A 25,014-nucleotide genomic window follows, 5' to 3' on the forward strand; every position below is an offset into this window, starting at 1 on the left:
ACCACCCTGACCACCTGCCATGATCATCTTTGATGGTTGGGTGGGTGTGATGCGTGGGGCCTGATCTGTAGTAGTCAAGTGATGGGGTGACACAGATTGGTAGCTACGCCACTTAGTGGATTGTGGTGCAAGCGTGCGGCACGGCACCTAGTTAAATGCGGGTGCCTTATGTGTGAGGCGTGATGCGTAACCCTTGTTGGGTGATGGTAGTGATCCTGTGCTGTCGAGAAAAGCCTCTAGCGATGTGTATATACGGCCCGTACCCGAAACCGACACAGGTAGTCAAGTAGAACATACTCAGGCGGTCGGGTGAACTGTGGTTAAGGAACTCGGCAAATTGCCCCCGTAACTTCGGGAGAAGGGGGGCCACAACTGGTGATCCGAACATGCGTTGGTGAGCTGGTTGGGGTCGCAGAAAAGAGAGGGAAGCGACTGTTTATCAAAAACACAGGTCCGTGCGAAGACGGTTAAGTTGATGTATACGGACTGACGCCTGCCCGGTGCTGGAAGGTTAAGAGGACCTGTTAGGACATATGTGTCCGAAGCGGAGAATTTAAGCCCCAGTAAACGGCGGTGGTAACTATAACCATCCTAAGGTAGCGAAATTCCTTGTCGGGTAAGTTCCGACCTGCACGAATGGCGTAACGACTTCCCTGCTGTCTCAACCACAGGCCCGGTGAAATTGCACTACGAGTAAAGATGCTCGTTTCGCGCGGCAGGACGAAAAGACCCCGGGACCTTCACTATAGCTTGGTATTGGTGTTTACTGCGGTTTGTGTAGCATAGGTGGGAGACTTAGAAGCGCTCACGCTAGTGGGTGTGGAGTCGTCAAGTGAAATACCACTCTGACCGTAGTGGATGTCTTAACCTTGGCCCATGATCTGGGTTGGGGACAGTGCCTGGTGGGTAGTTTAACTGGGGCGGTTGCCTCCCAAAGAGTAACGGAGGCGCCCAAAGGTTCCCTCAGCCTGGTTGGCAATCAGGTGTTTAGAGTGTAAGTGCACAAGGGAGCTTGACTGCGAGACCTACGAGTCGAGCAGGGACGAAAGTCGGGACTAGTGATCCGGCACCTACTTGTGGATGTGGTGTCGCTCAACGGATAAAAGGTACCCCGGGGATAACAGGCTGATCTTCCCCAAGAGTCCATATCGACGGGATGGTTTGGCACCTCGATGTCGGCTCGTCGCATCCTGGGGCTGGAGTAGGTCCCAAGGGTTGGGCTGTTCGCCCATTAAAGCGGCACGCGAGCTGGGTTCAGAACGTCGTGAGACAGTTCGGTCTCTATCCGCCGCGCGCGCAGAAACTTGAGAAAGGCTGTCCCCAGTACGAGAGGACCGGGACGGACGTACCTCTGGTGTGCCAGTTGTTCCGCCAGGAGCACCGCTGGTTGGCTACGTACGGAAGGGATAACCGCTGAAAGCATCTAAGCGGGAAGCCTGTTTCAAGATGAGGTTTCATAGGTTCCCCATAGACGATGGGGTTGATAGGCCAGATCTGGACGCACCGTGACGTGCGAAGGTGACTGGTACTAATACACCAACCAACAAACCACAACAATTGTTCAACCCCGACACGGGCGAAAACACGCAAAAAACGCAGACAAAATGACCTGCCGCGTCCACTATGCAGTATCTGACACACCACACACCCCTAACGTGTGGCCACACAAACAGATAACTCAATAACCCGCACACACCAACTAGTGTGATGCGACCATGACATGAACCCCCATAAGGTGTGTCGGTGGTTGATAGCGGTGGGGAAACGCCCGGACCCATTCCGAACCCGGAAGCTAAGCCCACCCGCGCTGATGGTACTGCACCCGGGAGGGTGTGGGAGAGTAAGTTACCGCCGACCAAAAACTTAAAACGCAAGACCGGCTACCGCACTAACGAGGTGCGGTAGCCGGTTTTCTCGTCTCTATATGCCGGTGCGGACGTGTTCGGGGATTGGCAATCCGGACCAACCGGCTGTGTGGAGTTGACGATAATCACCGGTGAGTGGATCCGTGAAGCCCAAGGCGACTGCTGTCAGAAGCATTGGTTCATTGAAGTCCTCATCTTCCGCCGGCAAGAGGGTCGGGTACACGGGGTCCCCATAGATCGGGACGCCGGCGTCGTTCATTTGCACGCGCAGCTGGTGGGTTCGGCCAGTGATCGGGTGCAGTAGATACCGGGCCGCGCCAGGCTCCCCTGGAAGCGGCGAGATGTCGGAGACCAACGTCAAAGCGTTTGGTGCGGCATCCGGAATGATGTGTGCGGCGAGTTCGCCTTCGCGCTTCTCTATTGCGTGCTCCCAACGCAGCGGCGCGCGCAAGCCATTGTCGTCGGCTACGGCTTCATAGACTTTCGTTACCTCGCGGCGGGCAAACAGCTCTTGGTAGGAGCCCCGCAATTCTGAATTCTTAGTCAGGAGAAGAAGGCCGGAGGTCATGCGGTCAAGGCGGTGGGCTGGGGTCAGCTCCTCGTTACCTGTGGCACGGCGGAGACGAACAGTGACGTTCTCGGTGATGTGTGATGCCCGTGGCATCGTCGCGAGGAAGGGCGGTTTATTCACCACCATGATGTTCTCGTCTTCGTATACGGTTTCTATGTCATACGGGACACGCACTTCGGGGGCGGGGCGTCTGTAGAAGTAGACGTCGGTACCCGGGGGCAGGAGGGTGTCGGGGGAGACAGCGGAGGCGTCGAGAAGCACGACTTCGTTGCGTTCGAACCGTTCGCGTACGGCGGTTTCGTCGTCCTCCGGGTGCCTGTGGCGCTGCGTGGACACGAGATGCCAGATGAAATCGTGGGCGCGGATCGGCTCGCCCTCGGGCACACGGGCACGGCTGGCACCGAGTCCACCGCGCGGCGGGAGGGGCGGTTGCCTTCTCCGTTTCCTTGATTGAGTCACATGTATTAACTTAGGTCACATGAATCTCGATGCGATTGTTTCCCAGCTCACCCAGTTCTCCAGCCATGGTATTGGTAAGACGATTTCGGATGTCTTGTGGGCGGTCTACACTTTCATTTTCCCGGCGAACGCGGAGGCGGCGCGTCCGGTCCCGATCCCGCGTTAAGCTCTGCCCTTCGCCTGGTGTCGGCGGGGTTACAATGAAGGTGTCAGGTGACTGCCACCTCTGGGAGCGTCACGTCGTAGGTTACGGAAAGGCACTTTCTCATGAGCCAGCAAGATTTGGTCATCGTCGCCGTCGACGGCGGTGAGCCCTCCAATAACGCTGTCCGCTGGGCGGCGAACACTGCCCTGAAGCGTGGTGTTCCTCTGCAGCTCGCGTCGTCGTACACCATGCCGCAATTCCTGTACGCGGAGGGCATGGTCCCGCCGCAGGAGCTTTTCGACGATCTTCAGAACGAGTGCCTGAACAAGATCGAGGCCGCCCGGGATGTCGCGAGAGAAGTCGCCCCGGATATTGAGATCGGCCACACGGTTGTCGAGGGTTCCCCGATCGACATGCTGCTGGACTTGTCTAAGGACGCGACGATGATCGTGATGGGTTCCCGTGGTCTCGGCGGCCTGTCCGGTATGGTGCTCGGCTCTGTCTCCGCCGCTGTGGTCGCCCACGCTTCCTGCCCGGTTGTCGTGGTTCGCGAGGACAACGCGGTGACGGACGAGACCAAGTATGGTCCCGTGGTCGTCGGTGTCGACGGCTCCGATGTCTCCGTGAAAGCGACCCGGGTGGCCTTCGAGGAGGCACATGCACGCGGTGCTGAGCTCGTGGCCGTGCACACTTACCTGGAGAACCAGGTGCACGAACCGATGGCCGGTGCCATCTTGGGCGACGAGCAGTGGCAGCAGTTCGAGCGCGAGCGCGAAGAGAAGCTCGACGGCGAGCTCGCCCCGCTGGTGGAAGAGTTCCCGGACGTGACGGTGAAGAAGGTGGTCACCCGTGACCGTCCGGTTCGCGCGCTGGTGGATCAGTCGAAGAATGCTCAGCTACTGATCACCGGCTCCCACGGCCGCGGCGGTTTCAAGGGCATGCTTCTCGGCTCTACTTCGCGCGCTCTGCTGCAGGCTGCGCCGTGCCCGATGATGGTCGTGCGCCCGGAGCGTCTGCCCAAATAGAACGGCGGCAATGCTGCGTTAGCGTTCAACCCCGCGGTAGGTGAACTGTTTGTTACCTAACCGTGGGGTTTTTGTTGCCCAGTGTTATTTGTTGCGCGGGCATAATGGAGACAGAATTTCATTCAATTTTTCAACGAGAGGAAATTGACCATGACTATTTCTATGGGTCTCATCGGCTGGATCGTTCTCGGCGGTATCGCCGGCTGGATTGCTTCCATGATTATGAACCGCGACGCTTCCATGGGCATCTTCGCCAACATCGCTTGCGGTGTTGTCGGTGGTCTGCTAGGCGGCTGGCTGCTCAGCGCATTCGTGGACGTGCAGAGCAAGGGTATGTTCTTTAGCTTCCTTACCTGCATCCTCGGCGCGGTAATTGTCCTGTGGATCGTGAACATGATTTCGGGACGCCGTCGCTAACAGTCGCTGTAACGCGCGAGTCGGCTGTCGCAGCTCCCGCCAGCCCCGGATACGGGGAGGCGGGAGCTTTTTCATGCGCTGCTGACCTGCACCCGCGTTGAGTGAACGTACCGGTTTGTCTATTATGTGGTGTGTTCGTTGAGCTGAAAGGAGAGACGTGGTGACTCAGGACAGCGCCGCCACCGCGAAGAAGAAGCCGGCCTCGCGCCGCCGCAACAGGCCGGCACCCCGCCAGCGTCTTCTGGATGCCGCGACGAAGCTGTTCACCGAAGAGGGCATCCGCGTCATCGGCATCGACCGCATTCTCCGCGAGGCGGATGTGGCTAAGGCATCGCTGTATTCTCTTCTCGGCTCCAAGGACAATCTGGTCATCGCATACCTGCAGCGTCTGGATGGTGAATACCGGGCGCGCTGGACGGAGCGGACGGCTGGCATGACTGACGCGGACTCGAAAATTCTCGCGTTTTTCGACATGGCTATTGAGGAGGAACCGGAGAAAGACTTCCGCGGTTCCCCGTTCGTCAACGCTGCTACCGAGTATCCGCGCCCGGAGACCGAGTCGGAACGCAATATTGTCGCCGCGTGCGTGGATCACCGTGATTGGATGCATGGCACCATGACGGAGCTTCTGGATAAGAAGAATGGCTACCCGTCTGGAACGCAGGCGAGCCAATTGCTCATCTTCCTCGACGGTGGAATGACGGGCGCGCGGATCAGCCGCGATAACGGTCCGTTGCTCACCGCGAAGGACCTCGCCCGCCAGATGCTGTCTGCGCCGCCAGCTGACTACTCCATCTGATTCGTCGCGTCTTCGCTGATTCCCTCCGGGGAGGGTTCGGATGCGGCGCTCTCTTCTCGTTTGCGCTTGCGCTCCTCGCGGCGCCGTTCCATTTCCGCTTTCCGGTTGTCTGTCCGTATTTTATTGCGTTCTTTCTTGAGGTTCTTCTCCTCGGATTTCCGCTCTTTCCGTTCTGTTATGAAGGCTTCTTTTTCAGCCTTGATGTCGCGGCGGACCTGAGGGATGGATGTCGGACGGGCCAGAGCGGCGACCTTGCGGCGGCGCCACGAGCGCTTCGCAGTCTTTTTCGACTTCTTCTCTGCGCGAATGTCGCCGAGCACCTTGGTGCGTGAGGTGTGGATTTGCTCGCGGTGCACGTCGCGCAGCGGGTACTTCCGTGTCAGGAGGTACCACATGATCACGGACTGGCACAGGGTCCACAAGTTACCCAGGAACCAGTAGAGCAGCAGCGCCACGGGGATGAGGCCGGTCATGCCCACGAAACCGAGCATGATCGGGGTGAGGATGACCATGGACCACATCCATTTGTAGATGTTGCGCGAGGCAGCCTGGTTCCAGTCCATGTGTGTGCGTGACCGCAGCTGCGAAACTGCGGTGTTCACGGTGGTGAAGATCAGTGCGCAGATGAGCAGCGGAATCGCGACTTCCCGGACCTGTTCGCTCGTGGTGCCCAGGGACGCGAATTGCTCGGCTGACATGGACACGTACGCGGGAAGAGGCACACCCATGAAAGAGGCGTGGAGGAAGCTCGCGGTATCCTCAGGCGTGAGCAGCCCGATATTGTCACCGGTGCGGCCGTTCTCCGGCACGGACATCCACATGAGTAGGCGGTACAGGCCCAGGATGAACGGGATTTGCACCAGCGGCGGGATGCACCCCGTCATGGGGTTGTAGCCGTATTCCTTGTTCAGATCCTTCAAGGCCTTGTCGTGGGCGGCGACATCCTCCGGCTCGGTGGAAGCACCGTACCGTTCCTCGAGCTTTTCCTGCTCGGGGCGCATCATCAGCATCATCCGGCTGGATCTGAATGTGGCCCAGTTGAATGGCACGAGGAAGCCGCGGACGGTGAGCACCAGCAGCACGATGGACATCACCCACGCGGTGTCGGGGGCGACACCCAAGACCTGCGCGAGCAACCAGTGCCACAGCTTCATTACCGCGGACACCGGCCAGACGAACGCTTCGAGCATGGTGCGTGTACTCCTCCGTAGGCCGGCGACAAACTGTGGGTTAATGTTAGGCCATGTCCTCAACGGCGAAAATTCCCGGACGCGGTGAACCTGCACGTGTGTCCGCCACGCCGGACGCATCGCCGGTGACGGTGCGGGAAGTCACCGGGGAAATCTTCGTCACTCTCGGGGTACTGCTTCTTCTCTTCGCGTTCTACGAAGCATTCTGGACCGACATCAGGTCGGGAGAGTTACAGGGCGAAGCGCAGCAGCAGCTTGACGACGAATGGCGTAATCCCCGCACTACCCACCTCCCCGAGTTGGGTGAAGCGTTCGCGCAGCTGCACATTCCCGCATTCGGTTCGGACTACCACTACGCGGTGCTGGAGGGAACCGACGAAGACACGCTGCTCGCGGGACCCGGGCACTACACGGATACCCAGATGCCGGATGAGCCGGGCAATTTCGCCTTGGCGGGACACCGTGTGGGTAAAGGCTCCCCGTTCAACGACTTAGGCCACTTGAACGCGTGCGACGCCATTGTGGTGGAAACCCAGAACCAGTGGTTCACCTACCGGGTGCTTCCGATGGAGGAGGGGGAAGAGGGGCGCATGGCGGCGTCGAAAAGCTGCTTGGATGAACCGTTGGTGAAGGAGGTCGCGTCGGGGCGTTATGCGCACGTTCCCGGGCGGCATATCACTGTGCCGAGCGATACCGCGGTTCTCGCGCCTCTGCCTGGGGCCCCGGGGGTGCCGGCGGATAAGCTGGGACGCGTGATCACGTTGACCACGTGCCACCCGCAATTCTCCAATGCGGAGCGCATGATCATTCATGCCGTGCAGACTGAGGCGCGCGATAAATCAGCTGGCCCGCCGCCAGCGTTGACAGAGGGAAAGGGGAACTAGTCTGATGTACCGAGCTTTATGGCGCGCACTGCCGGGCCCCGCACTGGTGAAGCTACTCATTGTGCTGGTCCTGCTCACCGCGGTGTTCTTTCTGCTCATGGATGTCGTATTTCCCTGGCTCTCCCAGCTGATGCCGTATAACGACGTAGCTGTGTAAGCCGCATACGCAGCTAGAGCTTCGACAGCACCTCAGCTACCGCCTCCGCCATCGCCCTTTGGCCGGCGTGGGTCGGGTGCGCCGGGAAGGAATCGGTCTCCTTGCCCGTGGGATCCGTCCAGCGCTCGTTAGTCGGTGCGCACACGGAGTGGAAGTCCGCGTTGGGCGGCATCACGTACAGGGCACCGTTTCGGGCGGCGGCATCGCGCACCATGGCGTTCATGGTCACGGTGAGGCCCGCCGCCCAGTTCAAAGTTCCGCTGGGCAGGTCAGCGGTGGATTCGCACTCGTCTTGCAGCGACGCGATGGGCATGTACCCGGTGGTGATGATCGTCGCCTCTGGGGCCTTCTCGTGGATGCGGCGGTAGATGTCGTCGAGTCGGCCCGGCAGGTCGAGCAGCGCGCGTGCGGTGTCTTCGTACAGCCCGTCATCGCAATCCGCCTCGCCTTTGCCCTCGAGCATGCCGGTGACGCAGCGGCTCCACGGCCCGAAGTGGATGTCGTTTCCGCCGATGGACAAAGTGATCAGGTCTGTATCTGGTTCGAGCGCGTCGATCTGCGGGCTGAGAACGCCGGGCCTGTCCGTGCCCGTGGGCGTGCTCGAAGTGCTTGCCGCCGCTTCCGAGGTCGTTGCGTTCAACTCCTCTTGGTCGAGGGCCTCTTCGGGGTCGAGGTTCTCGTTAATGCGGCGCTCGTTGAAAAGGTGCTCGGTGGTGGCGCCCTGGCAGGACGCGTCGATGAAGCCGCGCTTCTCGTTGATGCCGGGGTAGATCTCGGCGAGCTGGTGCGGGTAATTGTCCTCGCTGCGGGCGCAGAACTCGGGGCCCTCGAATGGGCCGGAGGCGGAGCCCATGGCCGCGTACGAATCTCCGAGCGCGACATAGAGGTCGTAGGAGGACGGCAGATCCGTCGGGTCCGCTGTGACCGTGACGGTGGTGGGAACTTCGACGGTGACGCGTTCAGATTCGCCCTCTGAACTGCAACCGGACAAGGCAAGAAACGTGGACAAGGCGACTGCGGGAACAGTAGCGGCGCGGAATCGGGAACGGGCGCGGGAGGCGTTCATGCACCACATATTAAACGCATATCACAGCCCGAGATTCGCAATTGATTTCTCTGCGATGAGCTGGGCTTTGACGGACTCTTTCTGGTTGGTCAGCACCACAACGGCTGTGCTGTCTTTCGCCACGGCATAGACGGCGCCGCTGCGGCCCGGGATGACCCCGCCACCGGCGCGGCCGCCGCTCCACCCGGTGGGCTCCTCCGCCGGATCGGTGAGGTCAACCGGCGCGGCCCAGTCGACTACGGCGCGCGCTTCTTCCGGCGTGGCGGAGTGGCGCACGATGACCTGTAACTGCGGTTCCTCCGGATAGGACCAGTACACGCAGGCAGGGGTGTCAAAGCGGGTGTCCGTGCCTGCGGCGGTCACTTTCTGTCCGTTGCTCTCGGCCACGAACTGGGTATCCAGGTACGGGCAATCTGTGATGCCTTCGCGGGGAACCTCGGGCAGCGCGTCGGCGGGGAGCCCCGAGTCAAAAGTGGGGGCGAGAGTCGGGGCCGCCTCCTCTCCGGTGTCAGGCGAGCACGCCATTAGGGCAGTGGACGCAACCATGAGCGCGGCTGCGCAGGCAAAGGCACGGGTGGCCGGACGCGTGCGGGAGGGTACGCTCATTCGCATGACAACCATGCTACCTACCGGGGAAAACAGCGTTGAGGCCCCTGGCACGCGGGCGCTGGATGTCGGTATTGCGCTGCTGACATTGTCGTTACTTGTCGTGTCTATCGGCGGCGTCTTCGGCGCGAGTTTCGAGCATGGAGCCGTGCTCATCCTCCTGATCGCGGTGTTCGGCTTCATGTACACCTTCGGTGCGATGAACATGCCGCGCTGGAACACAGTCGGCCGCTTGGTGTGGCTACTGGGCCTGACGGGCGTGTGGATTGTGGCCATGATGGTCACGCCCGTGGCGGTCTACTGGGTGTTCACCCTGTTCTTCCTGTTCATGCGTTCGGTGGACAACTGGATCGGCATCGCCGGGGTGATGGTGGTGCTGGGAATCGCGATCCTCATGCAGGCCCCGCGCGGCCTCACGCTCGGCGGGGTGATGGGGCCGGCGGTCTCCGCGTTGGTGGTGGTCATGATCACTTACGCTTTCAAAGTCATCGTGCGCGTGAGCGCGGAAAGGCAGGAGCTTATCGACGAACTGGTGAGCACCCAAGACCGCCTCGCCGCCTCCGAGCGTGAGGCCGGCGTGGCCCAGGAACGGCAGCGTCTGGCCCACGAGATCCACGACACGGTGGCGCAGTCCCTGTCCAGCATCCAGATGCTGCTGCACGCGGCGGAGCGGGATTTGCGCAGCACCGGCTTGAGCCACGAGGAGCTTAAGGTCCCGCTGGAGCGGATTGAGGCGGCGCGTCATTCCGCCTCGGACAACCTGTCGGAGACGCGCGCCATGATCGCCGCGCTCACGCCGGCACCGTTATCGGAGACATCCCTGCCGGAGGCGCTGGAACGCATCGCGGCATCCTTTTCCCGCGCCGGGGACATCGCGATCGACGTCGAGGTGGATGGGGAACCACAGCAGTTGCCGATGCGAGTGGAGGCGGGGTTGCTGCGGATCGCGCAGGGGGCGGTGGGGAACGTCGTCAAGCATTCTGGCGCGACTCGTGCGCGCGTGACCTTGACGTTCGCTCCTGCAGAGATCCGTCTCGATGTTGTCGACAACGGCCGCGGCTTCGATGCCGACGCGCAGCCGGAGAAACCCGTGGGTCTCGGGCACCTCGGTTTGGACGCCATGCGGACGCGGGCGAAGGAGCTCGGCGGCGAGCTCATCGTCGAATCCGCGCCGGGAGGGCCCACTGCGGTGTCCGTCGCCGTGCCGGTGGACGCGGCTGAGGGAAGTGGAGGTAGGATCAACCGAAAGATTGAGGAGGAAGAATGATTCGCGTCTTGCTTGCCGACGATCACGAGATCGTCCGCCTTGGCCTTCGCTCTGTGCTGGAGGCCGCCGACGACATCATCGTCGTCGGCGAAGTGGCCACCGCCGAGGGGGCCATTGCGACTGCGCAGGCGGGCGGAATCGATGTGATCCTCATGGACCTGCGCTTCGGCGCCGGCGCTCAAGGCGCGCGCGTGACCACCGGTGCGGAGGCGACGGCGGAGATACGTGCGACCATGGCGAACCCGCCGAAGGTGCTGGTGGTGACCAATTACGACACCGATGCGGACATTCTCGGCGCGATCGAGGCGGGCGCCGTCGGCTACTTGCTCAAGGATGCCCCGCCGAGCGAGTTGCTTGCCGCCGTGCGTTCGACTGCGAAGGGCGACCAAGCGATGTCGCCGATAGTGCGCAACAGGCTGCAAACTCGCGACCGCACACCGCGCTCTTCGCTCACTCCGCGTGAACTCGAAGTTCTCCAGCTCGTTGCCGGCGGCTCCTCCAACCGGGAGATCGGCCAACAGCTCATGCTGTCGGAAGCGACGGTGAAGTCCCACCTCGTGCACATTTACGACAAGCTCGGCGTGCGCTCCCGCACCTCCGCCGTTGCGTCAGCGCGCGAGCAGGGTGTGCTCTAGCGCCGTTAGGCGTTCGCGCGGCGGTACGCGTCGATGATCTCGAACGGGATTTTCCCGCGCTGAGCGACCTTCATGCCTCTCTTCCGTGCCCAGGCTCGGATTTGGGATGCGTCGACTTTGCTGCGTGGGTCCGCCGGAACTTCTCGCGCGGCCGCGATGAAAGGCATCAAGGCTTCGTGGAATTTGGCCACATTGTCTTTAGACAAGTCGAGCACATATTCCGTGCCGTTGAAGCTGAAATGAACTGCCTGGTGCTCGGACTCGGACAGGGGCGAGCCGTCGAGGTCGTCGAAGAACTGGGTGACTTCGCGCCGAGCCATAAGAGTCCCTTCCGCAGAGAGTTTCACAAAATACTTACGTGTAAAAACATACTAGCTGTTTGAAACTGACTCACCGAATTCGGCGGTGAAACTCCCCGCGGGGCCCTGGCCGTGCTTAGTGGTGCAGCGTCTTTTCCTGGATCTCGGCGGTGAGCTTGTTGATGTCGCGGTCGATCGTCTCGTGGGCGAGACGGCGCTGAGCGTCATTCATCTGCTCGACGTTGCTCACGGCAGCATCCAGCTCGTCGAGACGCACCTGCGCATCGCGGCGGAACTTGTCGTCCAGGTCGTTGTTGTCCTCAACCTGCTTGCGGATAGCCTGGACGCGTCCCTTGAGCTCCGCGCCCTGGCTGGAATAGCGCGCCATGTCGGTGGCGGTGAGACCGGCGGCGCGGGCACGGTCGTTGACCTGACGTTCCTGGTAAGACGTCAGCGCACGGTAGGCCAGCGGAATGAGAACGGGCAGGAGAATGCGCGACGCACCGACCCACTGCTTGGCCTTCTTCTTGGTCAGGCCAGCTTCCTGAATCTTCTTCAGCTCGGTCTGGGCGATCTTCTTCTCGTGCTTCTGCTTGCTCTTCAGACCCTTCTTCTCTTCCTTGAGCAGGCGCTTCTCCGCCTTGTCGAGGAGCTTGGCAGTGCGCTTGTCCTGCTTGGCCTCCTCCTTAGCCAACTGGCGTGCGCGGGCTTCCGCGGCCTTGATCTCTGCTTTGGTCTTGGCGCGGGAAGCGCGGATGGTCTCGAACAGTCCCATGGTCGGTACTCCTGGATCGCGTAAATATCGTCGCTGTTTGTCCCGTTCAACTTTACCTATCTCAAGCCGATAGGCTGGGGCTCGGTGAAAGATCCGGTGAAAGAATTGGGAAGCGGCGACGTTTCGCTCATGCGCGCGAGCGACCTCGTGGGGTGCAGGTACCGTCTGCGCCAGCGCTTGTCCCACCCTGATATCCCGCCGCTGCCCGACGCGGTGGAACGCCAGCCCCAGGTCGATGCCGGGCGCGCGGCGGTCTTCGGGTTGCTGCCAACGAAGCGGGCGCTTGGCGACGGCCGCCGTAAAACCTTTTCCCGCCTCATCCTCGACCCGACGCTGCCGGTGGCTGACCGTGAAGCTGCTACCCGCAAAGCCTTGAAGGACCGCGCCACCTTGATCATTGACGGGGCACTGACCGGACAGGTCGACGGTGTGCCGATGCTGGCGGAGATCGACATTCTCGTGCGCCGCGAGGACGGCTCGTACCTGCCCGTGATCGTGTCCAATCACCGCGTGGCCCGAGCGAGCACGACATCGACTATGCAGTTCATTCCCACCCGCCGCTTGGGCTTGGGCAAGCCCTTGGACACGGGTGCTAAAGCCCGCCACCACACTGTGGACGGCTACCGGATCGCATTGGCTCACCTCTTGCTGGAGGAGGCGGGTCTGGCCTCGGGCCAGGGAGCGGTCGTGGGGCAGGACCGCGAGCGTGCCTACTTGGGCGACGCGACTAAGCACGTCGAAGCATTGCGCGATGCTCTGGCCCAGCCGACACCGGAAAGGCCGATGCGGTTGAAGCAGTGCGCGAGCTGCCGCTACTGGGCGCTGTGCGAGCCAGAGCTGAAAGCGATGGACGACATCTCCCTCGTCTTCCCCGGCCAGAAGGCTCGTCCTTTACGTGAACGCGGCATCACCACAGTGGAGGAGACCATCGCCGCCAATCTCGGGGAGCCGAGCCAGATCGCCCGTGCGTGGCGGGACGGGATCCCGGTGCTGGCGCTCGGCAATGTGCCGGCTTTGCCCGAGCTGCGTGCCGATGTGGAGATCGATGTAGATATGGAGGCTTACCTGGACCAGGGTGCGTACCTATGGGGTGCATTCGATGGCACTGAGTACCGCGCCTTTGCCACCTGGGAGGAGGTGGGAGGCGCGGGCAGCGCGGCGGAAGAAGAGAATTTTCTGGCTTTCTGGACATGGCTGCAGTCAGTGCGCCGCCGGGCGCACGAGGAGGGAAAGACGTTCCGCGCCTACTGTTACGCGTCCGGCGGGGAGAACCACTGGCTGATGGCCTCCGCACGGCGTTTCGCCTCTGTGGATGAGGCAGAGGTCCGCGCCTTCATCTCCTCCGATGAGTGGGTGGACGTGTTCACCTACGTGCGCCGCTACCTCGTGGGCACTGAGGGATTGGGCTTGAAAGTCGTGGCGCCGGTCGCCGGGTTCACCTGGGATGATGATGACATGGACGGTGAGCGTTCCGTTGCTCTGAGACGCGAGGCCCGCCTGGGCAGCGCTGAAGCCCGCGAAATGCTCGTGCGATACAACGGGGACGATTGCCGCGCCACCGCCGCGGTCCGGCACTTCCTCAGCGCAGGGGCGCCCGGGATTCCACGGCTGTCATCGCTGCTGTGACTTCTTCACCGTGAGCGCCAGCCACGCCGCGATGCTGAGAAGCACGACGAGGAAGCCCGCCACTACGCCGATGAACTCACCCCAGCCAAGGAACTGGAACAGCCAGCCGGTCAGCGCGCCTAGTGCCGACGAGCCGACGTAGTAGAAGAACACGTATGTGCTGGACGCCTCCGCGCGGTCGCGTGTGGCCACTTGCCCCACCCAGCCGGAGGCGACCGAGTGCATGGCGAAGAAGCTGGCGGTGAACAACAGCAGGCCAGCCAGCGTGAACCAGAGGTTTCCGCTGATCAGAATGAGCGCGCCGAGCAGCATGATCGCCGCCGACACCACCATGACCCGGCCGCGCCCGGCTTGCTTGACGTAGACGCCCGCGCGGGCGGACGACCACGTTCCGGACAGGTACATGAGGTAGACCAGCCCGGCCAGCGCCGGCGGCAGCCCGAAGTGCTCGATAGCCCGGAAGCCGAACATGTTGTACACCGACACGAACATGCCCATGCCCAGGAATGCGGAGGCGTATAGCCCAGCCAGGCGCCAGTCGGACAGGTGGCGCAGCATTGCGGAGAACTCGTGGCCGGGGTTGAGCGTCTTTGCCTCGAAGCGCCGCTGCGGCGGCAGGAGAAACGACATGATCAGGGCGAAGGTCAAGGCGGTCACAGCGCCTGCGAGCAGGGCCCACCGCCAGCTGGCCACCTCGAGAGTGAAGGCTGGGACGAGGCGACCGATCAGCCCGCCGATGGAGTTGCCAGCGACGTACAGGCCCATGGCTCCCGCGGAATCCTCAGCTGCGATCTCCTCTGAGATCCAGGTCATGGCCACTGCCGGGGTGCCTGCGATGAGACATCCCTGGATGAAGCGCATCAGGATGAGCTGACCGCCTGTCTGGGCCAAGGGCAGGAAGAGGCCGAGGCCGGTGGCCAAGAGCGCGGAAATGATCAGCACGCGCCCGCGCCCGAAGCGTTCCGACAGGATCGACGCTGGCACCACGCACAGTGCCAAGCCGCCGGTGGTGGCGGACACGGTCAGGGCGGCTTGGCCTTCGGTCATGCTCAAAGCGTCGGTAAGCGTGGGCAGAAGCGCCTGCGTGGCGTAGAGCGAATTGAAGATGGCCAGACCCGCGAAAAGAAGTGCGATACTCGCCCGCCGGTATTCGGGCGTGCCCTTATGGATCCCTTCTCGTGCGTGTGGCCTCATGTTCATCCATTCAAACACGGTCGCGTGACTCGGGCCACGTGGCCACCCTCTTGCGCACTAAGGTCAGGCTAACCTATACTCATTTTCGAGAGCGGAACAAACCCCGTATCTCGTTGCGAAAATCAGGTTGTGCCGGCCCGGGTTCCTCCAGCCCCGGGACAGCGCAAAAAGGACCGCGCACTGTTTCTGGGTCAGTGCGCGGTCCTTCCTATTTACCGAAGGCCCTTCCGCGAGGGCCTTCCCGTTAGCGCTTAGGCGGAAGCCTTCGCGTAACGCTCAGCGACGTCGTCCCAGTTGACAACGTTCCAGAACGCCTTGGCGTAGTCAGCCTTCACGTTCTTGTACTGCAGGTAGTAAGCGTGCTCCCACATGTCCAGCATGAGGACCGGGGTGAAGTCGACGGAGACGTTGCCCTGCTGGTCGGTCAGCTGCTGGATGATCAGGCGGCCAGCAATGTGGTCGTAACCCAGGACAGCCCAGCCGGAGCCCTGCAGGGAGGTGGCGACGCCCTCGAACTGCTTCTGGAAGCCCTCGAAGGAGCCGAAGTCGCGGTTGATAGCCTCGGCGAGCTCGCCAGCCGGCTGGCCACCACCGTTCGGGCTCATGTTCTTCCAGAAGATGGAGTGGTTGGTGTGGCCACCCAGGTTGAAGGCCAGGTTCTTGGACAGTGCACGCAGCTTGTCCGGGTTAGCCTCGCCGTTGCGCTCTGCCTCGAGTGCCTCCAGCGCAGCGTTCGCGCCCTTGACGTAGGTCGCGTGGTGCTTGTCGTGGTGCAGCTCCATAATCTCGGCCGAGATGTGCGGCTCGAGTGCGTCGTATGCGTAAGGCAGGTCAGGAAGCTCGTAAACAGCCATGTCTGTGTCCTTTCTCTTTTGTTCGCGCCCTTCCGAGCGCCGTACGTCGCCCATGATAGGGAAATTCGCCAGGTCTCGTTTTTGAGGCGCAATGTGGCGCGGCATCCAAGGTGAACTATGCGCTGCATAGTTCCTGGGGTTTCACTTCACCAGACAAAGACGAGCATGGTGATTAAGGGAATCATTCAGTGGCCCCAGCCGTTGATGAGGACATGGCATTCTTCTTCGGACGCTCCCCTGAACTCGTCGACCCGGACCGCGCGCTGCCCGGCCGCACCGAACCGGTTCTGCCCAACCCGCGGCCGCACGCCGTGCTGGGCACCCCGATCACGGGGCCGTGGCGCGAGGGGCAGAAGCGTTTGCTCATCGGCATCGGCTGCTTCTGGGGTGCGGAGAAAATGTACTGGACCATGGACGGAGTGGAGTCCACATCCGTCGGCTACGGCGGCGGCGTGACGCCGAACCCGACGTACCGCGAGGTGTGCTCCGGGCAGACGAACCACGTCGAGCTCGTGGAGGTCGTCTACGACCCGGAGAAAATCTCCCTGAAGGAGCTCGTCCGCGCCGCGCTCGAGGCGCATGATCCGACGCAGGGCTTCCGCCAGGGCAACGACGTGGGCACGCAGTACCGCTCCGCGTTCTACGCGGACAGCGAGGACGAGGCCGAGCTCATCCGCGGGTGGGTGAAAGAGTACGGGCAATCGCTTATCGACGCCGGATACGGCCCCATCACCACCGAAGTGCGAGCAGGCGCGGACTATTACCTGGCCGAGGACGAGCACCAGCAGTACCTGCACAAGGTGCCGGACGGCTACTGCCCGCACCACTCCACGGGAGTGGCCTGCGGGATTTAAGGAACTAGGGATTTAGGAAGAGTTGGAGCGGTTGAAGGTGTTCTGCGCCGACTCCTTCGCCGCGGAGGCGGCTGTGGCGCGGATGCGGGTGGAATCTTGGTGGATCCACTCGGAAATCTTGGAGATCTCCTCGTCGCTCGCCCCGGCATCCAGCACCGCGTTCCAGTAAGCCACCGTCTCGTCGTGGTACTGGTGGCCGTGGCCGCCCGGCTGGTTCTGCGAGAGCAACTGGTCCACACCGACCTGCCAGCCGGTGATGAACGGCGCCCACCGCATGCCCTGCAGGACATCGACACGCTGTGCCTCCGGCGCCTTCACACCGCGTGAGCCCGGTTCACGCAGCCAGTCAGGCTTGCGCACGAAGAGCTTCCAGTCCCACCACACTACGGGGTCGGAGGCGTGCTGGGCGAAGACAGCGCGGGGAAACTCCCATTCCTGGCTGTACTCGCTGCCGTCGAAAGTGTTCTCCAGGTGGTCGGGGTGAGCCGTGAAGCGGACGTGGCGGCCGCCGTCCACAACAGGGAGGCGCTCCGGGCTGCCGTTGTCGCGGTCCCGGGTGAGCTGAATGTGCCGGGCTGTGAATCCGGGGGTGCCGGTGAAAACGCCACCATCGACACTGTCCAGCAACGAGTCGACACTGTCGAAGGCGTCAGCGACACCGTAGGCGCCGAGTGATTCGCCGCCGACGTAGAGCCGTGGGCGCTCGTCCTCCGGCATTTCGGCGAGGCGCTCTCGGATGGCGCTGATCAGCACCTGCGAACTGCGAACAGGGACTTCGCGGTCGGAGGCGTAGGAGTACGCGGACGGCATGAAAGAGTACTGCTGGGCCACGATCGCGCAGTCGCCGCGGTTCAAGAACTCGAAGCCGGAGGTGTGGAAGTCGTTGATCCAGCCCGTGCCAGCGGAGGACAGCACCGCGATCGCCTTCCTGGACCAGGCGTCGGTGCGGTCTATCTCCTTCAGAGCCATCTCGGCTTGCTCTTCGGGGCTGCGGTCCTTCAGGCCGATGAAGACGCGGATCGGCTCGCGTGCGCCGTCGGCACCGAGCACTTTCTCAATGTCGGCCTTCCGCGGTCCTCCTGCCACCACGGCGCGACCCTGACGGCCCAGGTACTTCCAACGCTCGAGCGAATCCGGTGAGCCGGAGCGCTCCGGTTCGCTGGGCTTGTCCGCGCCGGGCAGGAACTCCCGGTTGAGCTCGTCGGCGTTGCGGTAGGCGCTGTTGAGAATCTGGCGCACGACCACTTTGTCCGTGAGCACAGCACCGGCGGCGCTCAACCCCACGATGGCCAGCGGCCACGACACAACGGGGGGCATCCAGCGGCGCAGCTCACGGTTGAAGCGGTCGGCGGTGACCTGGATGCCCTCACCCAAAAGCAGGAGCACGCCGTAGCCGATGGAGCCGAGACCGATTCCTGCGAGGGTCTGCAGTGGCCCGAGGCGGGTGGGGTCCTCGACGAGGCGTTCTTGCTCGGAACGTCGTAAAGCGGCTGAGAGGTATGTGGCGACCGTGACGGCACCCATGGTGATCTGCACGGGAACTGCTGTCTTTCGGCGCAGCTTGCGCGGGTAGTTCCAGTTGCGCGCGCTCGCGATGGATGCCGCGAGGTTCGATGCGCCGACGCCGACCGTGTGGCCCGCCGCCTGGCTGATCGCGACATTCGCCGTGGTCACCCACCACGGGTGAGGGAGCAGCGACGGCGAGATCGCGCTCCACGTGGCCACCTCCGCGCCCAAAATGCCCGCCGCGAAATCATCCGGGAGCCGGCGCAGACCCGACATGCGCACGACCGGGGTCAGATCCGCCAGCAGCTCCACGGCGTACAGGGGCGCGCGCACCGCGTGCGTGCGGCGCGGCCACAGCTCCTGCACCTTGCTCTTCGCGCTGGTAGCCGCGTCCCCGACGCGGGTGCGTAGTGTCCGAAACGATGCGTCGAGAGGCGTAATAGACATGCGAACTATTGTGGCAAAGATCGCATTCGCGCGCCGTCGTTTGGCCCTTAAACCAACGTCAGGTGAACAGCGCGTTATTTTCGCGTGATACTTCTGTGTCTACCCCCGCCAGCACTTTTGCGTTCACATGCGCGCGCCTATGGTCGGGTGGCAAGTTGCACGCGCTTTTCGGGGAGATTCCGCAGGCATGACCATCGTCACCTCCGCCCAGATTTCGGCACCCAGCACCCATCCGCTCATTGTCGCCCACCGCGGCGCATCGGGGCTCCACCCGGAATCCACGCTCCGGGCATTCGAGGAGGCACTCAAGCTGGACGGCGTGCACGGCATCGAGTGCGACGTGCGCCTCACGCGCGACGGCCGCCTTGTCGTTCACCACGACGCGCTGATCAACCGCACCTCCAACGGCGCGGGGCGCATTGCCAAGATGGACTTCGCGGACCTCCGCCAATTCAATTACGGCACCCAAGACGACCCGCAGCAGCTTCTGCTTCTCGACGAACTGTTGGACCTCCTGCAGGACTACCCCGACAAGCACATCTACATTGAGACGAAGCACCCCACCCGCTTCGGCCCGGAAGTGGACGAGCAGACCGTGCGCACCCTCTGGTACCGCGGAATGAAGGAAGACCCGCGCGTCCACCTCATCTCCTTCTCCCACTCAGCGATGCGCTATTTCACTCACGTCGCGCCTGAGCTCGAGACGTTCTACCTGTTTCGCCTGCGCGAGAAGAAGTGGAACCCCACAAACACGATGCTGTCGCGCCCCTACGGTGTCGGCCCGGCGCTCGCCCACCTGCGCGGCAAGCCGAAACTCCTGGGCTACCGCGGATTGAAGACGTACACGTGGACCGTGAATGAGCCGGACCATATGCGCTGGTGCCGCGACAACGGGGTCGATGTCTTCGCCACCGACCACCCCCAGGTAGCCGTGGAGACTTTCCGCACCCCAGGCACTGTGAACTGACCTGACCCCGGTAAATTGGTCGATATGGCCAAGAAGAACCGCAAGAAGGAAGATCTGCCCGAGGGTATGAGCCGCCGCCAGGCGAAGCTGGCTGCACGTGCCGCCGAGCGCGAAGCACTGCAGAAGGATCCGCGCCCCTACAAGGGTCTCGCCGCTGAAACGGACCTGGTGGCGCTGCAGGAATTCGTCCCCTCCGCTGTGGCGAAGGTGGATGTGAAGGGCACCGAGGTCAACATCGTTACTGTTCTTCCCGGTGCCGGCGCCGCTCTGCGCCGCCCGGAGGAGGACGGCGGCGAGCGCTTCGTGGCCCTTCAGGTGCAGTCCCACTCCCAGAACCCGAACCGCGACCTCGCCTACGCGCTCAACTGGGTGCTCGAGGCGGAGCCGGGTGCGACGTTGAACTCCACGGCAGCGGACGGCACTCAGCCGGACTTGAACACGCTTATCAGCGAATCGGCTGAACTGGACATCACCGCCCACGACGACTTCAACTGGTGGTTCACCGACTCCGCCGCCGGCAACCCGCAGGTGCAGCAGGCGCTGGCGCGCGCCAACGACGCTGTGCTGCCGTCCACCGAGATCGACACCGACCTCCCCGGCTCCATCTGGTGGGTCAACCCGGGCGGCGGCAAGGCCCACATCCGCTGGGTCCGCCCGGAGGATGACGAGCGCAAGCTTCTCGACGCCCTGGCGCGCATCGCCGCCCGCGGCGATCTGAACCTGGGCGAAGGCACCAAGTTCGCCGGCACATTCCGCACCCACGGCCTGGTCGTCCCGGTCTTCGACCTCGACCCGTCTGTCGCCGCCGACATCTACGGCGACGCACTGGCCAAGGTCAACGAGGCGATCGCCGTCGAGTACGACAACGATGCACAGTTGAGCGCTGACGAGCGCAAGCAGCTGGAGAACATCAAGTCGCGTCAGGTAACCATCTAAAACAACACAAACAAATAGGGGTTAGGGTCATGGCATCCGAGACGTCCCAGTCTTCCCGCGGCGGTCTGAGCACGCGCCACCTGAATTTCATCGCACTCGGCTCCGCGATCGGCACCGGACTGTTCTATGGGTCCGCCGGCGCGATCCAGGCGGCTGGTCCGTCGGTTCTGCTGGTCTATCTCATCGGTGGCGCGGTGGTGTACTTCCTGCTCCGCGCCCTCGGCGAGATGTCCGTCCATCACCCGGTCAGAGGCTCTTTCGCCGAGTACACCCGCGCGTACCTAGGCGGCGCCGCAGGTTATCTGACTGGCTGGATGTTCGCCTTCGAAATGGTCATCGTGGCTCTTGCGGACCTCACCGCCATCGGCATCTACATGGGGTTCTGGTTCCCCGACGTCTCCCGGTGGGTGTGGATCGTGGCCGCTCTGCTCATCGTCGGCGCCGCCAACGTGGCCAGCGCGAAAGCCTTCGGTGAACTGGAATTCTGGTTCACCGTGATCAAAGTCGGCGCCGTGATCGCCATGATCGTCGCCGGTGCGGCGGTTCTCGTCTTCGGTCTCTCCACCGCTGAGACCACCGGCCCCGTGAACTTGGTCAACGACGGCGGCTTCTTCCCCAACGGCATCGGCGGAATGGTCGCGTCTTTCATCCTCGTGCTCTTCGCCTTCGGCGGCACCGAGATCATCGGTGTGGCTGGCAGTGAGGCCACCGACCCGAAGACGGCGGTGCCGAAGGCCGTGAACACCGTCCCGGTGCGCATCCTGCTGTTCTACGTGCTGTCCATCCTGGTCATCTTGATGATCAACCCGTGGCGCACTATCACCGGCGAAGAATCTCCGTTCGTCCAAATCTTCTCCACCCTCGGGGTGAACTGGGCTGCTGGCCTGCTGAACTTCGTGGTAATCACCGCCGCACTCTCAGCTATCAACGCCGACCTCTTCGGTGCTGGTCGCGTCCTCACTGGCCTGGCCAAGCAGCGACTTGCTCCGCAGATCATGGCCCGCACGGTCCGCGACGTGCCGGTGATGACCACTGTGATCCTGCTGATCGTCCTTGTCGTCGGTGTCGTCGCCAACACCCTCATGCCGGAACGCATCTTCGAGATCATCGCGTCCCTGGCCACCTTCGCCACCATCTTCGTGTGGCTGATGATCCTCCTGGCCCACCTGGCTTCGCGCCGGGCGATGACTCCGGAGCAGGTTGCCGCACTGGACTACAAGGTGCCTCTTTATCCGTTCGGTCAGTACTTCGCCATCTTCTTCATCCTCTTCACCTTCGGCATCATGCTCTGGCTGCCGGAGTTCCGGGGCGCATTCTTCGTGGGGCTCGCCTTCAGCGTCATCGTTGTGGCCCTGTACTACATCACAGGGCGCCACAAGCTTCAGGAGGAGCCGGTCGCCGTGGGCGTCGATTAGCGCAGCCGCGCGAAAAGCTGTTCTGCCGCAACGTCGTCCCAAACGAGGACGCTGCCCACGTCGGCATCGATGAAGCTTCCAATGGGGACGGTCTCCGTGTTCGTTCCGCCGCGCAGCGCGAGCGCCATCCGGGCTAGGTGCCACACGTGGTCGCCCTCGCCGACGATGAACATGCTGCTGCCTCGAAGCACCAGCGGGATGAGACGGAACGGGTTCAGCAGCACTGCCGGGGACAGCGCGCGCTTCATCAGCGCACCGACGAACTCACGTTGGCGCTGGACGCGGTCCAGGTCGCCCATGGCCGTGGCGCGGGTACGCACGTAGCCGAGTGCCGTGGGACCGTCCATTTTTTGGCAGCCGGGCTGGACATTCAGCTGGGCGAGGGGGTCGTCGATCGCTTCAGCAGGGCACAGCTCCACGCCGCCGACAGCGTCGGTGATGCCCGCCAAGCCGCCCATGCCGATCTCCGCATAGTGGTCGATGCGCAGATTCGTGGAGTTCTCCACCGTCTCTGCCAGCAGTTTCGGCCCGCCGAATGCGAATGCGGCGTTGATCTTGTCCATGCCGTATCCGGGGATCTCCACGTACGAGTCCCGCGGAATGGATACCAGTGTCGCCTTGCCCCCGTTGGGGATGTGCATGAGCATGATGGTGTCGGTGCGGCCGGTGCCGATGTCGCCGCCGGTGCCCAACCGCTCCACGTCCTTTTCGCTCAGCCCCTCACGCGAGTCGGACCCGACGATGAGCCAGTTCGTGCCGGCTGTGTTAGCGACCGGGGCATCGGGGAAGGCGTCGACGCGGGTCAGTCGGGCATCTGCAAGCAACGTTCCCGCGATGACGAGGACGAGCAGCAGCGACAACAGTGTGGGGATGCATCCCGCGCGGGGGCGCGGCAGTTTAGGGAGCTGCCGTTGGCCACGCGGTTGTGTTGCGGGCTGCGCCGGGTGGATTCGCCGTTGCGGCGACAGCTCTAGCTGGGGCTCCCAGCGGTCCTCGCGACTCGGCAGGACCTGCCGCGGGCGTTGCTGTTGCTGCGGCCTCTGGGGGCGTTGCGGCCGCTGAGGTCGATCAGGGTCATGTGGTGTCACGCGGCGCTCCGGCGACGGGGTGCGACGTGGTTCGTAGTAGGTCTCCCGCTGCAGAGGCTGCCGGGGACGCAGCGTCTCCCGGACCGGGCGGTCGTCCCGGCGGGAAGCATGTGGCGACTGAGGCTGCGGTTGTGGCCGTTGCGGTGCCGGCCTCTGAGGTCCACTTGCAGATCGCTTCTGGATCGGGCGGCCGTACCGGTCGATCAACGGCTTCCCGTCTTTGCCCACGAGAAATTCCCCGGGGTTGTCCCTGGGGTCGTTGGAGTGCGGGGTTGTCGGCATGGCATTCATCTTAAACGCCAGCATCAGGAGTCACAGTATTTTACGGCTGTCACATACGGGGCCTTTGGGGGCACTTGCCGACCCGGCTCGGTGGTTCGTGTGGCTGGCATGGCCATCGTGGTGAAGCGGGGCGGGGATGGCCGCATGGGCAGGTGAAGCGGGGGGGGATGGCCGCATGGGCAGGTGAAGCGGGGGAAGAGACTGGGACGGGGACGGCGGCGGGGCACCCGCGCTACAACCCCAGCCAGCTCAGGTCGAGGAAGAGGTAGCCCAGGTAGGCGACAGCGTCGATGAGGAAGTGGGCGAGGATGAGCGGCCACACTTTCCCGGTGCGGTGGTAGAAGTAGGCGAAGACAATGCCCATGACGATATTGCCCAGGCCGGCGGAAAAGCCCTGGTAGAGGTGGTACGTTCCGCGCAGGACGGCGGAGGCGGCGATGGCACCCCACACCGGGATGCGAAGCTGTTTCAGGCGAGTGACCAGCCACATCACTACGACGATCTCTTCGGCGAAGGCGTTGGCGGCGGACCAGACAAGCAGTAGCGGCACTTTTGCGGCGTCGGTGGCGGGGATGACCTCCTTGGTCAAGCCGAGCTGCAGCGACACGACGTAGAGCACCAGCCCGGGTATGCCGATGAGCGCGGCTAATCCGGCGCCCCAGGCCCAGTCGCGCCAGCGGGGGCGGGACAGGCTGGAACCGAGCAGAAACAGCGCCAGACCGCCCCATGCCATGAGCGTCGCGGCCGATGCGAGCTGCAAGGCGATGTCGAGCCAGGAGAGGGACGAGGCGGCGTCGTTAAGCACGGTGCGCTGGCGGTTGAGGGGGGTGGGGGACAAGGCGGCGTCGATAAGCTTGAGCCCTGCGCGCACGCCGGACATGCCGAATGTGATGGTGAGGACGAGTGCGACTTCGATGGAAAGGCGACGCCGGTCGGTGGTCATGGGTCAACTGTAGGCTGGGGGACCATGAGCACGACCGTCGCGTATCTGGGCCCTGCCGGGACGTTCACTGAGGAAGCGTTGTGGTTGTTCCGCGACCACATTCCGGGCGAGATCTTGCCGCTGCCCGTCGAATCCCCGTCCGCCGCGCTGAACGCGGTGCGTCAGGGGCACGCAGACTATGCCGTGGTGGCGATAGAGAACTCCGTGGACGGTTCGGTGACCAGCACGTCCGACGCGTTTGTGGAAGGCGGCGGGGTGATGATCTACCGGGAGGTGGAGCTGCCCATCAGCTTCGCCATCATGACCCGACAGGGTTTCCCGTTGAGTGACGCGCAGCGCTTCTCCACGCATCCTGTCGCCCACCGCCAAGTACGCCACTGGCTGGAGGAGAACCTCCCCGGCGTGCCGTTCGCCGCGGCCTCCTCTAATGCCGCCGCCGCACAAGCTGTGGCGGACGGCGAGGCGGATGTGGCGGCAGCCCCGCGCCGGGCCGCGGACCTGTTCGGACTCGAGGTGCACGCGGAGGGCATCGCGGACCTGAGCGAGGCCCGCACGCGCTTTGTGCTGGCAGGGCCGTCCGGCGTGCCCACACAGCGCACCGGCAACGACCGGACGTCTGTGGTGTTCCAGCTGCCCAATGAGCCGGGCACGCTCGTTGGTGCCCTGCAGGAATTCGCGTACCGCGGTGTGGACCTCACCCGCATCGAGTCGCGCCCGACGCGGGAGACCGCCCACACGTACA

The 25,014-nt window shown here is 63.2% G+C and carries 24 protein-coding genes, 2 rRNA genes and 1 pseudogene; 16 read left to right on the plus strand and 11 right to left on the minus strand.

Going from position 1 to position 25,014, the window contains the following annotated elements:
- Nucleotides 1-1,552: ribosomal RNA gene (locus tag CZ338_RS05550) — 23S ribosomal RNA — on the plus strand; the annotation flags it as partial.
- A gap of 187 nt (nt 1,553-1,739) precedes the next feature.
- Nucleotides 1,740-1,857, plus strand: a 5S ribosomal RNA gene (gene rrf, locus CZ338_RS05555).
- 63 nt (nt 1,858-1,920) lie between these two features.
- Here rrf and CZ338_RS05560 read toward each other — a convergent pair.
- Nucleotides 1,921-2,895 (minus strand): pseudouridine synthase, encoded by a 975-nt coding sequence (locus tag CZ338_RS05560; protein WP_204211874.1) that lies wholly within the window; start codon nt 2,893-2,895, stop codon nt 1,921-1,923.
- Nucleotides 2,896-2,914: 19 nt separating this feature from the next.
- On the opposite strand from CZ338_RS05560, the gene CZ338_RS10965 reads away from it, so the two are divergent.
- From CZ338_RS10965 to CZ338_RS05575, 4 genes are all read left to right on the plus strand, one after another.
- Entirely contained in the window at nt 2,915-3,061 is a 147-nt protein-coding gene (locus CZ338_RS10965; protein WP_204211876.1) for a hypothetical protein, read from the plus strand.
- 101 nt (nt 3,062-3,162) lie between these two features.
- Nucleotides 3,163-4,065, plus strand: coding sequence for a universal stress protein (locus CZ338_RS05565; protein ID WP_087117313.1), 903 nt, complete (start codon nt 3,163-3,165; stop codon nt 4,063-4,065).
- A 150-nt stretch (nt 4,066-4,215) separates the two neighbouring features.
- A complete protein-coding gene (locus CZ338_RS05570) occupies nt 4,216-4,482 on the plus strand; it encodes a GlsB/YeaQ/YmgE family stress response membrane protein (RefSeq protein ID WP_087117314.1) in 267 nt (88 codons plus the stop codon).
- 160 nt (nt 4,483-4,642) lie between these two features.
- A complete protein-coding gene (locus CZ338_RS05575; protein WP_162287310.1) occupies nt 4,643-5,281 on the plus strand; it encodes a TetR/AcrR family transcriptional regulator in 639 nt (212 codons plus the stop codon).
- Here CZ338_RS05575 and yidC read toward each other — a convergent pair.
- On the minus strand, nt 5,269-6,471 hold the full coding sequence (yidC, locus tag CZ338_RS05580; RefSeq protein WP_087117316.1) for a membrane protein insertase YidC: 1,203 nt from the start codon (nt 6,469-6,471) through the stop codon (nt 5,269-5,271). The genes CZ338_RS05575 and yidC overlap by 13 nt on opposite strands.
- A gap of 53 nt (nt 6,472-6,524) precedes the next feature.
- Here yidC and CZ338_RS05585 point away from each other — a divergent pair, with 53 nt between their 5' ends.
- Nucleotides 6,525-7,355: a class E sortase gene (locus CZ338_RS05585; protein ID WP_087117317.1), complete on the plus strand. Its 831-nt coding sequence runs from the start codon at nt 6,525-6,527 to the stop codon at nt 7,353-7,355.
- A 4-nt stretch (nt 7,356-7,359) separates the two neighbouring features.
- Complete coding sequence (locus CZ338_RS10970; RefSeq protein ID WP_087117318.1) at nt 7,360-7,512, plus strand: hypothetical protein; 153 nt, start codon at nt 7,360-7,362, stop codon at nt 7,510-7,512.
- A 13-nt stretch (nt 7,513-7,525) separates the two neighbouring features.
- Here the strand turns inward: CZ338_RS10970 and CZ338_RS05595 are convergent, their stop codons facing one another.
- Both CZ338_RS05595 and CZ338_RS05600 read right to left on the minus strand, forming a co-directional pair.
- Nucleotides 7,526-8,578, minus strand: a complete 1,053-nt coding sequence (locus tag CZ338_RS05595; protein WP_162287311.1) for an SGNH/GDSL hydrolase family protein — start codon at nt 8,576-8,578, stop codon at nt 7,526-7,528.
- 21 nt (nt 8,579-8,599) lie between these two features.
- Nucleotides 8,600-9,184, minus strand: a complete 585-nt coding sequence (locus CZ338_RS05600) for a DUF2020 domain-containing protein (protein WP_407919366.1) — start codon at nt 9,182-9,184, stop codon at nt 8,600-8,602.
- A 4-nt stretch (nt 9,185-9,188) separates the two neighbouring features.
- Between CZ338_RS05600 and CZ338_RS05605 the strand changes: the two genes are divergently transcribed.
- On the plus strand, nt 9,189-10,451 hold the full coding sequence (locus CZ338_RS05605; RefSeq protein WP_087117559.1) for a sensor histidine kinase: 1,263 nt from the start codon (nt 9,189-9,191) through the stop codon (nt 10,449-10,451).
- Entirely contained in the window at nt 10,448-11,086 is a 639-nt protein-coding gene (locus CZ338_RS05610) for a LuxR C-terminal-related transcriptional regulator (RefSeq protein WP_087117320.1), read from the plus strand. Before CZ338_RS05605 ends, CZ338_RS05610 begins: the two co-directional genes overlap by 4 nt.
- Nucleotides 11,087-11,091: 5 nt before the next feature.
- Here CZ338_RS05610 and CZ338_RS05615 read toward each other — a convergent pair whose 3' ends face one another.
- Together CZ338_RS05615 and CZ338_RS05620 are read right to left on the minus strand one after the other, a co-directional pair.
- A complete protein-coding gene (locus CZ338_RS05615) occupies nt 11,092-11,406 on the minus strand; it encodes a histone-like nucleoid-structuring protein Lsr2 (RefSeq protein WP_087117321.1) in 315 nt (104 codons plus the stop codon).
- A gap of 115 nt (nt 11,407-11,521) precedes the next feature.
- Nucleotides 11,522-12,160: a DUF6474 family protein gene (locus tag CZ338_RS05620; protein ID WP_087117322.1), complete on the minus strand. Its 639-nt coding sequence runs from the start codon at nt 12,158-12,160 to the stop codon at nt 11,522-11,524.
- 129 nt (nt 12,161-12,289) lie between these two features.
- Between CZ338_RS05620 and CZ338_RS05625 the strand changes: the two genes are divergently transcribed.
- A complete protein-coding gene (locus tag CZ338_RS05625; protein WP_087117560.1) occupies nt 12,290-13,786 on the plus strand; it encodes a TM0106 family RecB-like putative nuclease in 1,497 nt (498 codons plus the stop codon).
- Here the strand turns inward: CZ338_RS05625 and CZ338_RS05630 are convergent.
- Both CZ338_RS05630 and CZ338_RS05635 read right to left on the minus strand, forming a co-directional pair.
- A complete protein-coding gene (locus CZ338_RS05630) occupies nt 13,772-14,980 on the minus strand; it encodes an MFS transporter (RefSeq protein WP_087117323.1) in 1,209 nt (402 codons plus the stop codon). The genes CZ338_RS05625 and CZ338_RS05630 overlap by 15 nt on opposite strands.
- Before the next feature lie 251 nt (nt 14,981-15,231).
- Nucleotides 15,232-15,834 (minus strand): superoxide dismutase, encoded by a 603-nt coding sequence (locus tag CZ338_RS05635; protein WP_087117324.1) that lies wholly within the window; start codon nt 15,832-15,834, stop codon nt 15,232-15,234.
- A 212-nt stretch (nt 15,835-16,046) separates the two neighbouring features.
- Between CZ338_RS05635 and msrA the strand changes: the two genes are divergently transcribed.
- On the plus strand, nt 16,047-16,688 hold the full coding sequence (msrA, locus tag CZ338_RS05640) for a peptide-methionine (S)-S-oxide reductase MsrA (protein WP_087117325.1): 642 nt from the start codon (nt 16,047-16,049) through the stop codon (nt 16,686-16,688).
- Between the two features lie 12 nt (nt 16,689-16,700).
- Here the strand turns inward: msrA and CZ338_RS05645 are convergent, their stop codons facing one another.
- A complete protein-coding gene (locus CZ338_RS05645) occupies nt 16,701-18,641 on the minus strand; it encodes an alpha/beta-hydrolase family protein (RefSeq protein ID WP_087117326.1) in 1,941 nt (646 codons plus the stop codon).
- A 187-nt stretch (nt 18,642-18,828) separates the two neighbouring features.
- On the opposite strand from CZ338_RS05645, the gene CZ338_RS05650 reads away from it, so the two are divergent.
- The 3 genes from CZ338_RS05650 to CZ338_RS05660 are packed head-to-tail and all read left to right on the plus strand — an operon-like array spanning nt 18,829 to nt 21,959.
- Entirely contained in the window at nt 18,829-19,608 is a 780-nt protein-coding gene (locus tag CZ338_RS05650) for a glycerophosphodiester phosphodiesterase family protein (RefSeq protein WP_087117327.1), read from the plus strand.
- 24 nt (nt 19,609-19,632) lie between these two features.
- Entirely contained in the window at nt 19,633-20,544 is a 912-nt protein-coding gene (locus CZ338_RS05655) for a DUF5926 family protein (RefSeq protein WP_087117328.1), read from the plus strand.
- Nucleotides 20,545-20,573: 29 nt separating this feature from the next.
- A complete protein-coding gene (locus CZ338_RS05660; RefSeq protein ID WP_087117329.1) occupies nt 20,574-21,959 on the plus strand; it encodes an amino acid permease in 1,386 nt (461 codons plus the stop codon).
- Here the strand turns inward: CZ338_RS05660 and CZ338_RS05665 are convergent.
- Both CZ338_RS05665 and CZ338_RS05670 read right to left on the minus strand, forming a co-directional pair.
- Nucleotides 21,956-23,329, minus strand: a complete 1,374-nt coding sequence (locus CZ338_RS05665; RefSeq protein WP_087117330.1) for an LCP family protein — start codon at nt 23,327-23,329, stop codon at nt 21,956-21,958. The genes CZ338_RS05660 and CZ338_RS05665 overlap by 4 nt on opposite strands.
- Nucleotides 23,330-23,561: 232 nt before the next feature.
- On the minus strand, nt 23,562-24,272 hold the full coding sequence (locus CZ338_RS05670) for a CPBP family intramembrane glutamic endopeptidase (RefSeq protein ID WP_087117331.1): 711 nt from the start codon (nt 24,270-24,272) through the stop codon (nt 23,562-23,564).
- 24 nt (nt 24,273-24,296) lie between these two features.
- Here CZ338_RS05670 and pheA point away from each other — a divergent pair.
- Nucleotides 24,297-25,013: pseudogene (gene pheA / locus CZ338_RS11400) on the plus strand (prephenate dehydratase); the annotation flags it as partial.
- Nucleotide 25,014: the final 1 nt, after the last annotated feature.

Origin of the sequence: Corynebacterium urinipleomorphum (assembly GCF_900155535.1) — a bacterium.
GTDB lineage: Bacteria > Actinomycetota > Actinomycetes > Mycobacteriales > Mycobacteriaceae > Corynebacterium > Corynebacterium urinipleomorphum.

Excerpts from the sequence above, each read along its gene's own strand:
- CZ338_RS05660 (WP_087117329.1), top strand. The coding sequence starts at position 20,574 with ATGGCATCCGAGACGTCCCAGTCTTCCCGCGGCGGTCTGAGCACGCGC.
- CZ338_RS05585 (WP_087117317.1), top strand. The coding sequence starts at position 6,525 with ATGTCCTCAACGGCGAAAATTCCCGGACGCGGTGAACCTGCACGTGTG.
- CZ338_RS05650 (WP_087117327.1), top strand. The coding sequence starts at position 18,829 with ATGACCATCGTCACCTCCGCCCAGATTTCGGCACCCAGCACCCATCCG.
- CZ338_RS05670 (WP_087117331.1), bottom strand. The coding sequence starts at position 24,272 with ATGACCACCGACCGGCGTCGCCTTTCCATCGAAGTCGCACTCGTCCTC.
- CZ338_RS05635 (WP_087117324.1), bottom strand. The coding sequence starts at position 15,834 with ATGGCTGTTTACGAGCTTCCTGACCTGCCTTACGCATACGACGCACTC.
- msrA (WP_087117325.1), top strand. The coding sequence starts at position 16,047 with ATGGCATTCTTCTTCGGACGCTCCCCTGAACTCGTCGACCCGGACCGC.
- CZ338_RS05630 (WP_087117323.1), bottom strand. The coding sequence starts at position 14,980 with ATGAGGCCACACGCACGAGAAGGGATCCATAAGGGCACGCCCGAATAC.
- CZ338_RS05665 (WP_087117330.1), bottom strand. The coding sequence starts at position 23,329 with ATGCCGACAACCCCGCACTCCAACGACCCCAGGGACAACCCCGGGGAA.
- CZ338_RS10970 (WP_087117318.1), top strand. The coding sequence starts at position 7,360 with ATGTACCGAGCTTTATGGCGCGCACTGCCGGGCCCCGCACTGGTGAAG.
- CZ338_RS05655 (WP_087117328.1), top strand. The coding sequence starts at position 19,633 with ATGGCCAAGAAGAACCGCAAGAAGGAAGATCTGCCCGAGGGTATGAGC.
- CZ338_RS05620 (WP_087117322.1), bottom strand. The coding sequence starts at position 12,160 with ATGGGACTGTTCGAGACCATCCGCGCTTCCCGCGCCAAGACCAAAGCA.
- CZ338_RS05595 (WP_162287311.1), bottom strand. The coding sequence starts at position 8,578 with ATGAACGCCTCCCGCGCCCGTTCCCGATTCCGCGCCGCTACTGTTCCC.
- CZ338_RS05625 (WP_087117560.1), top strand. The coding sequence starts at position 12,290 with ATGCGCGCGAGCGACCTCGTGGGGTGCAGGTACCGTCTGCGCCAGCGC.
- yidC (WP_087117316.1), bottom strand. The coding sequence starts at position 6,471 with ATGCTCGAAGCGTTCGTCTGGCCGGTGTCCGCGGTAATGAAGCTGTGG.
- CZ338_RS05645 (WP_087117326.1), bottom strand. The coding sequence starts at position 18,641 with ATGTCTATTACGCCTCTCGACGCATCGTTTCGGACACTACGCACCCGC.
- CZ338_RS05615 (WP_087117321.1), bottom strand. The coding sequence starts at position 11,406 with ATGGCTCGGCGCGAAGTCACCCAGTTCTTCGACGACCTCGACGGCTCG.
- CZ338_RS05570 (WP_087117314.1), top strand. The coding sequence starts at position 4,216 with ATGACTATTTCTATGGGTCTCATCGGCTGGATCGTTCTCGGCGGTATC.
- CZ338_RS10965 (WP_204211876.1), top strand. The coding sequence starts at position 2,915 with ATGAATCTCGATGCGATTGTTTCCCAGCTCACCCAGTTCTCCAGCCAT.
- CZ338_RS05565 (WP_087117313.1), top strand. The coding sequence starts at position 3,163 with ATGAGCCAGCAAGATTTGGTCATCGTCGCCGTCGACGGCGGTGAGCCC.
- CZ338_RS05600 (WP_407919366.1), bottom strand. The coding sequence starts at position 9,184 with ATGAGCGTACCCTCCCGCACGCGTCCGGCCACCCGTGCCTTTGCCTGC.
- CZ338_RS05605 (WP_087117559.1), top strand. The coding sequence starts at position 9,189 with ATGACAACCATGCTACCTACCGGGGAAAACAGCGTTGAGGCCCCTGGC.
- CZ338_RS05610 (WP_087117320.1), top strand. The coding sequence starts at position 10,448 with ATGATTCGCGTCTTGCTTGCCGACGATCACGAGATCGTCCGCCTTGGC.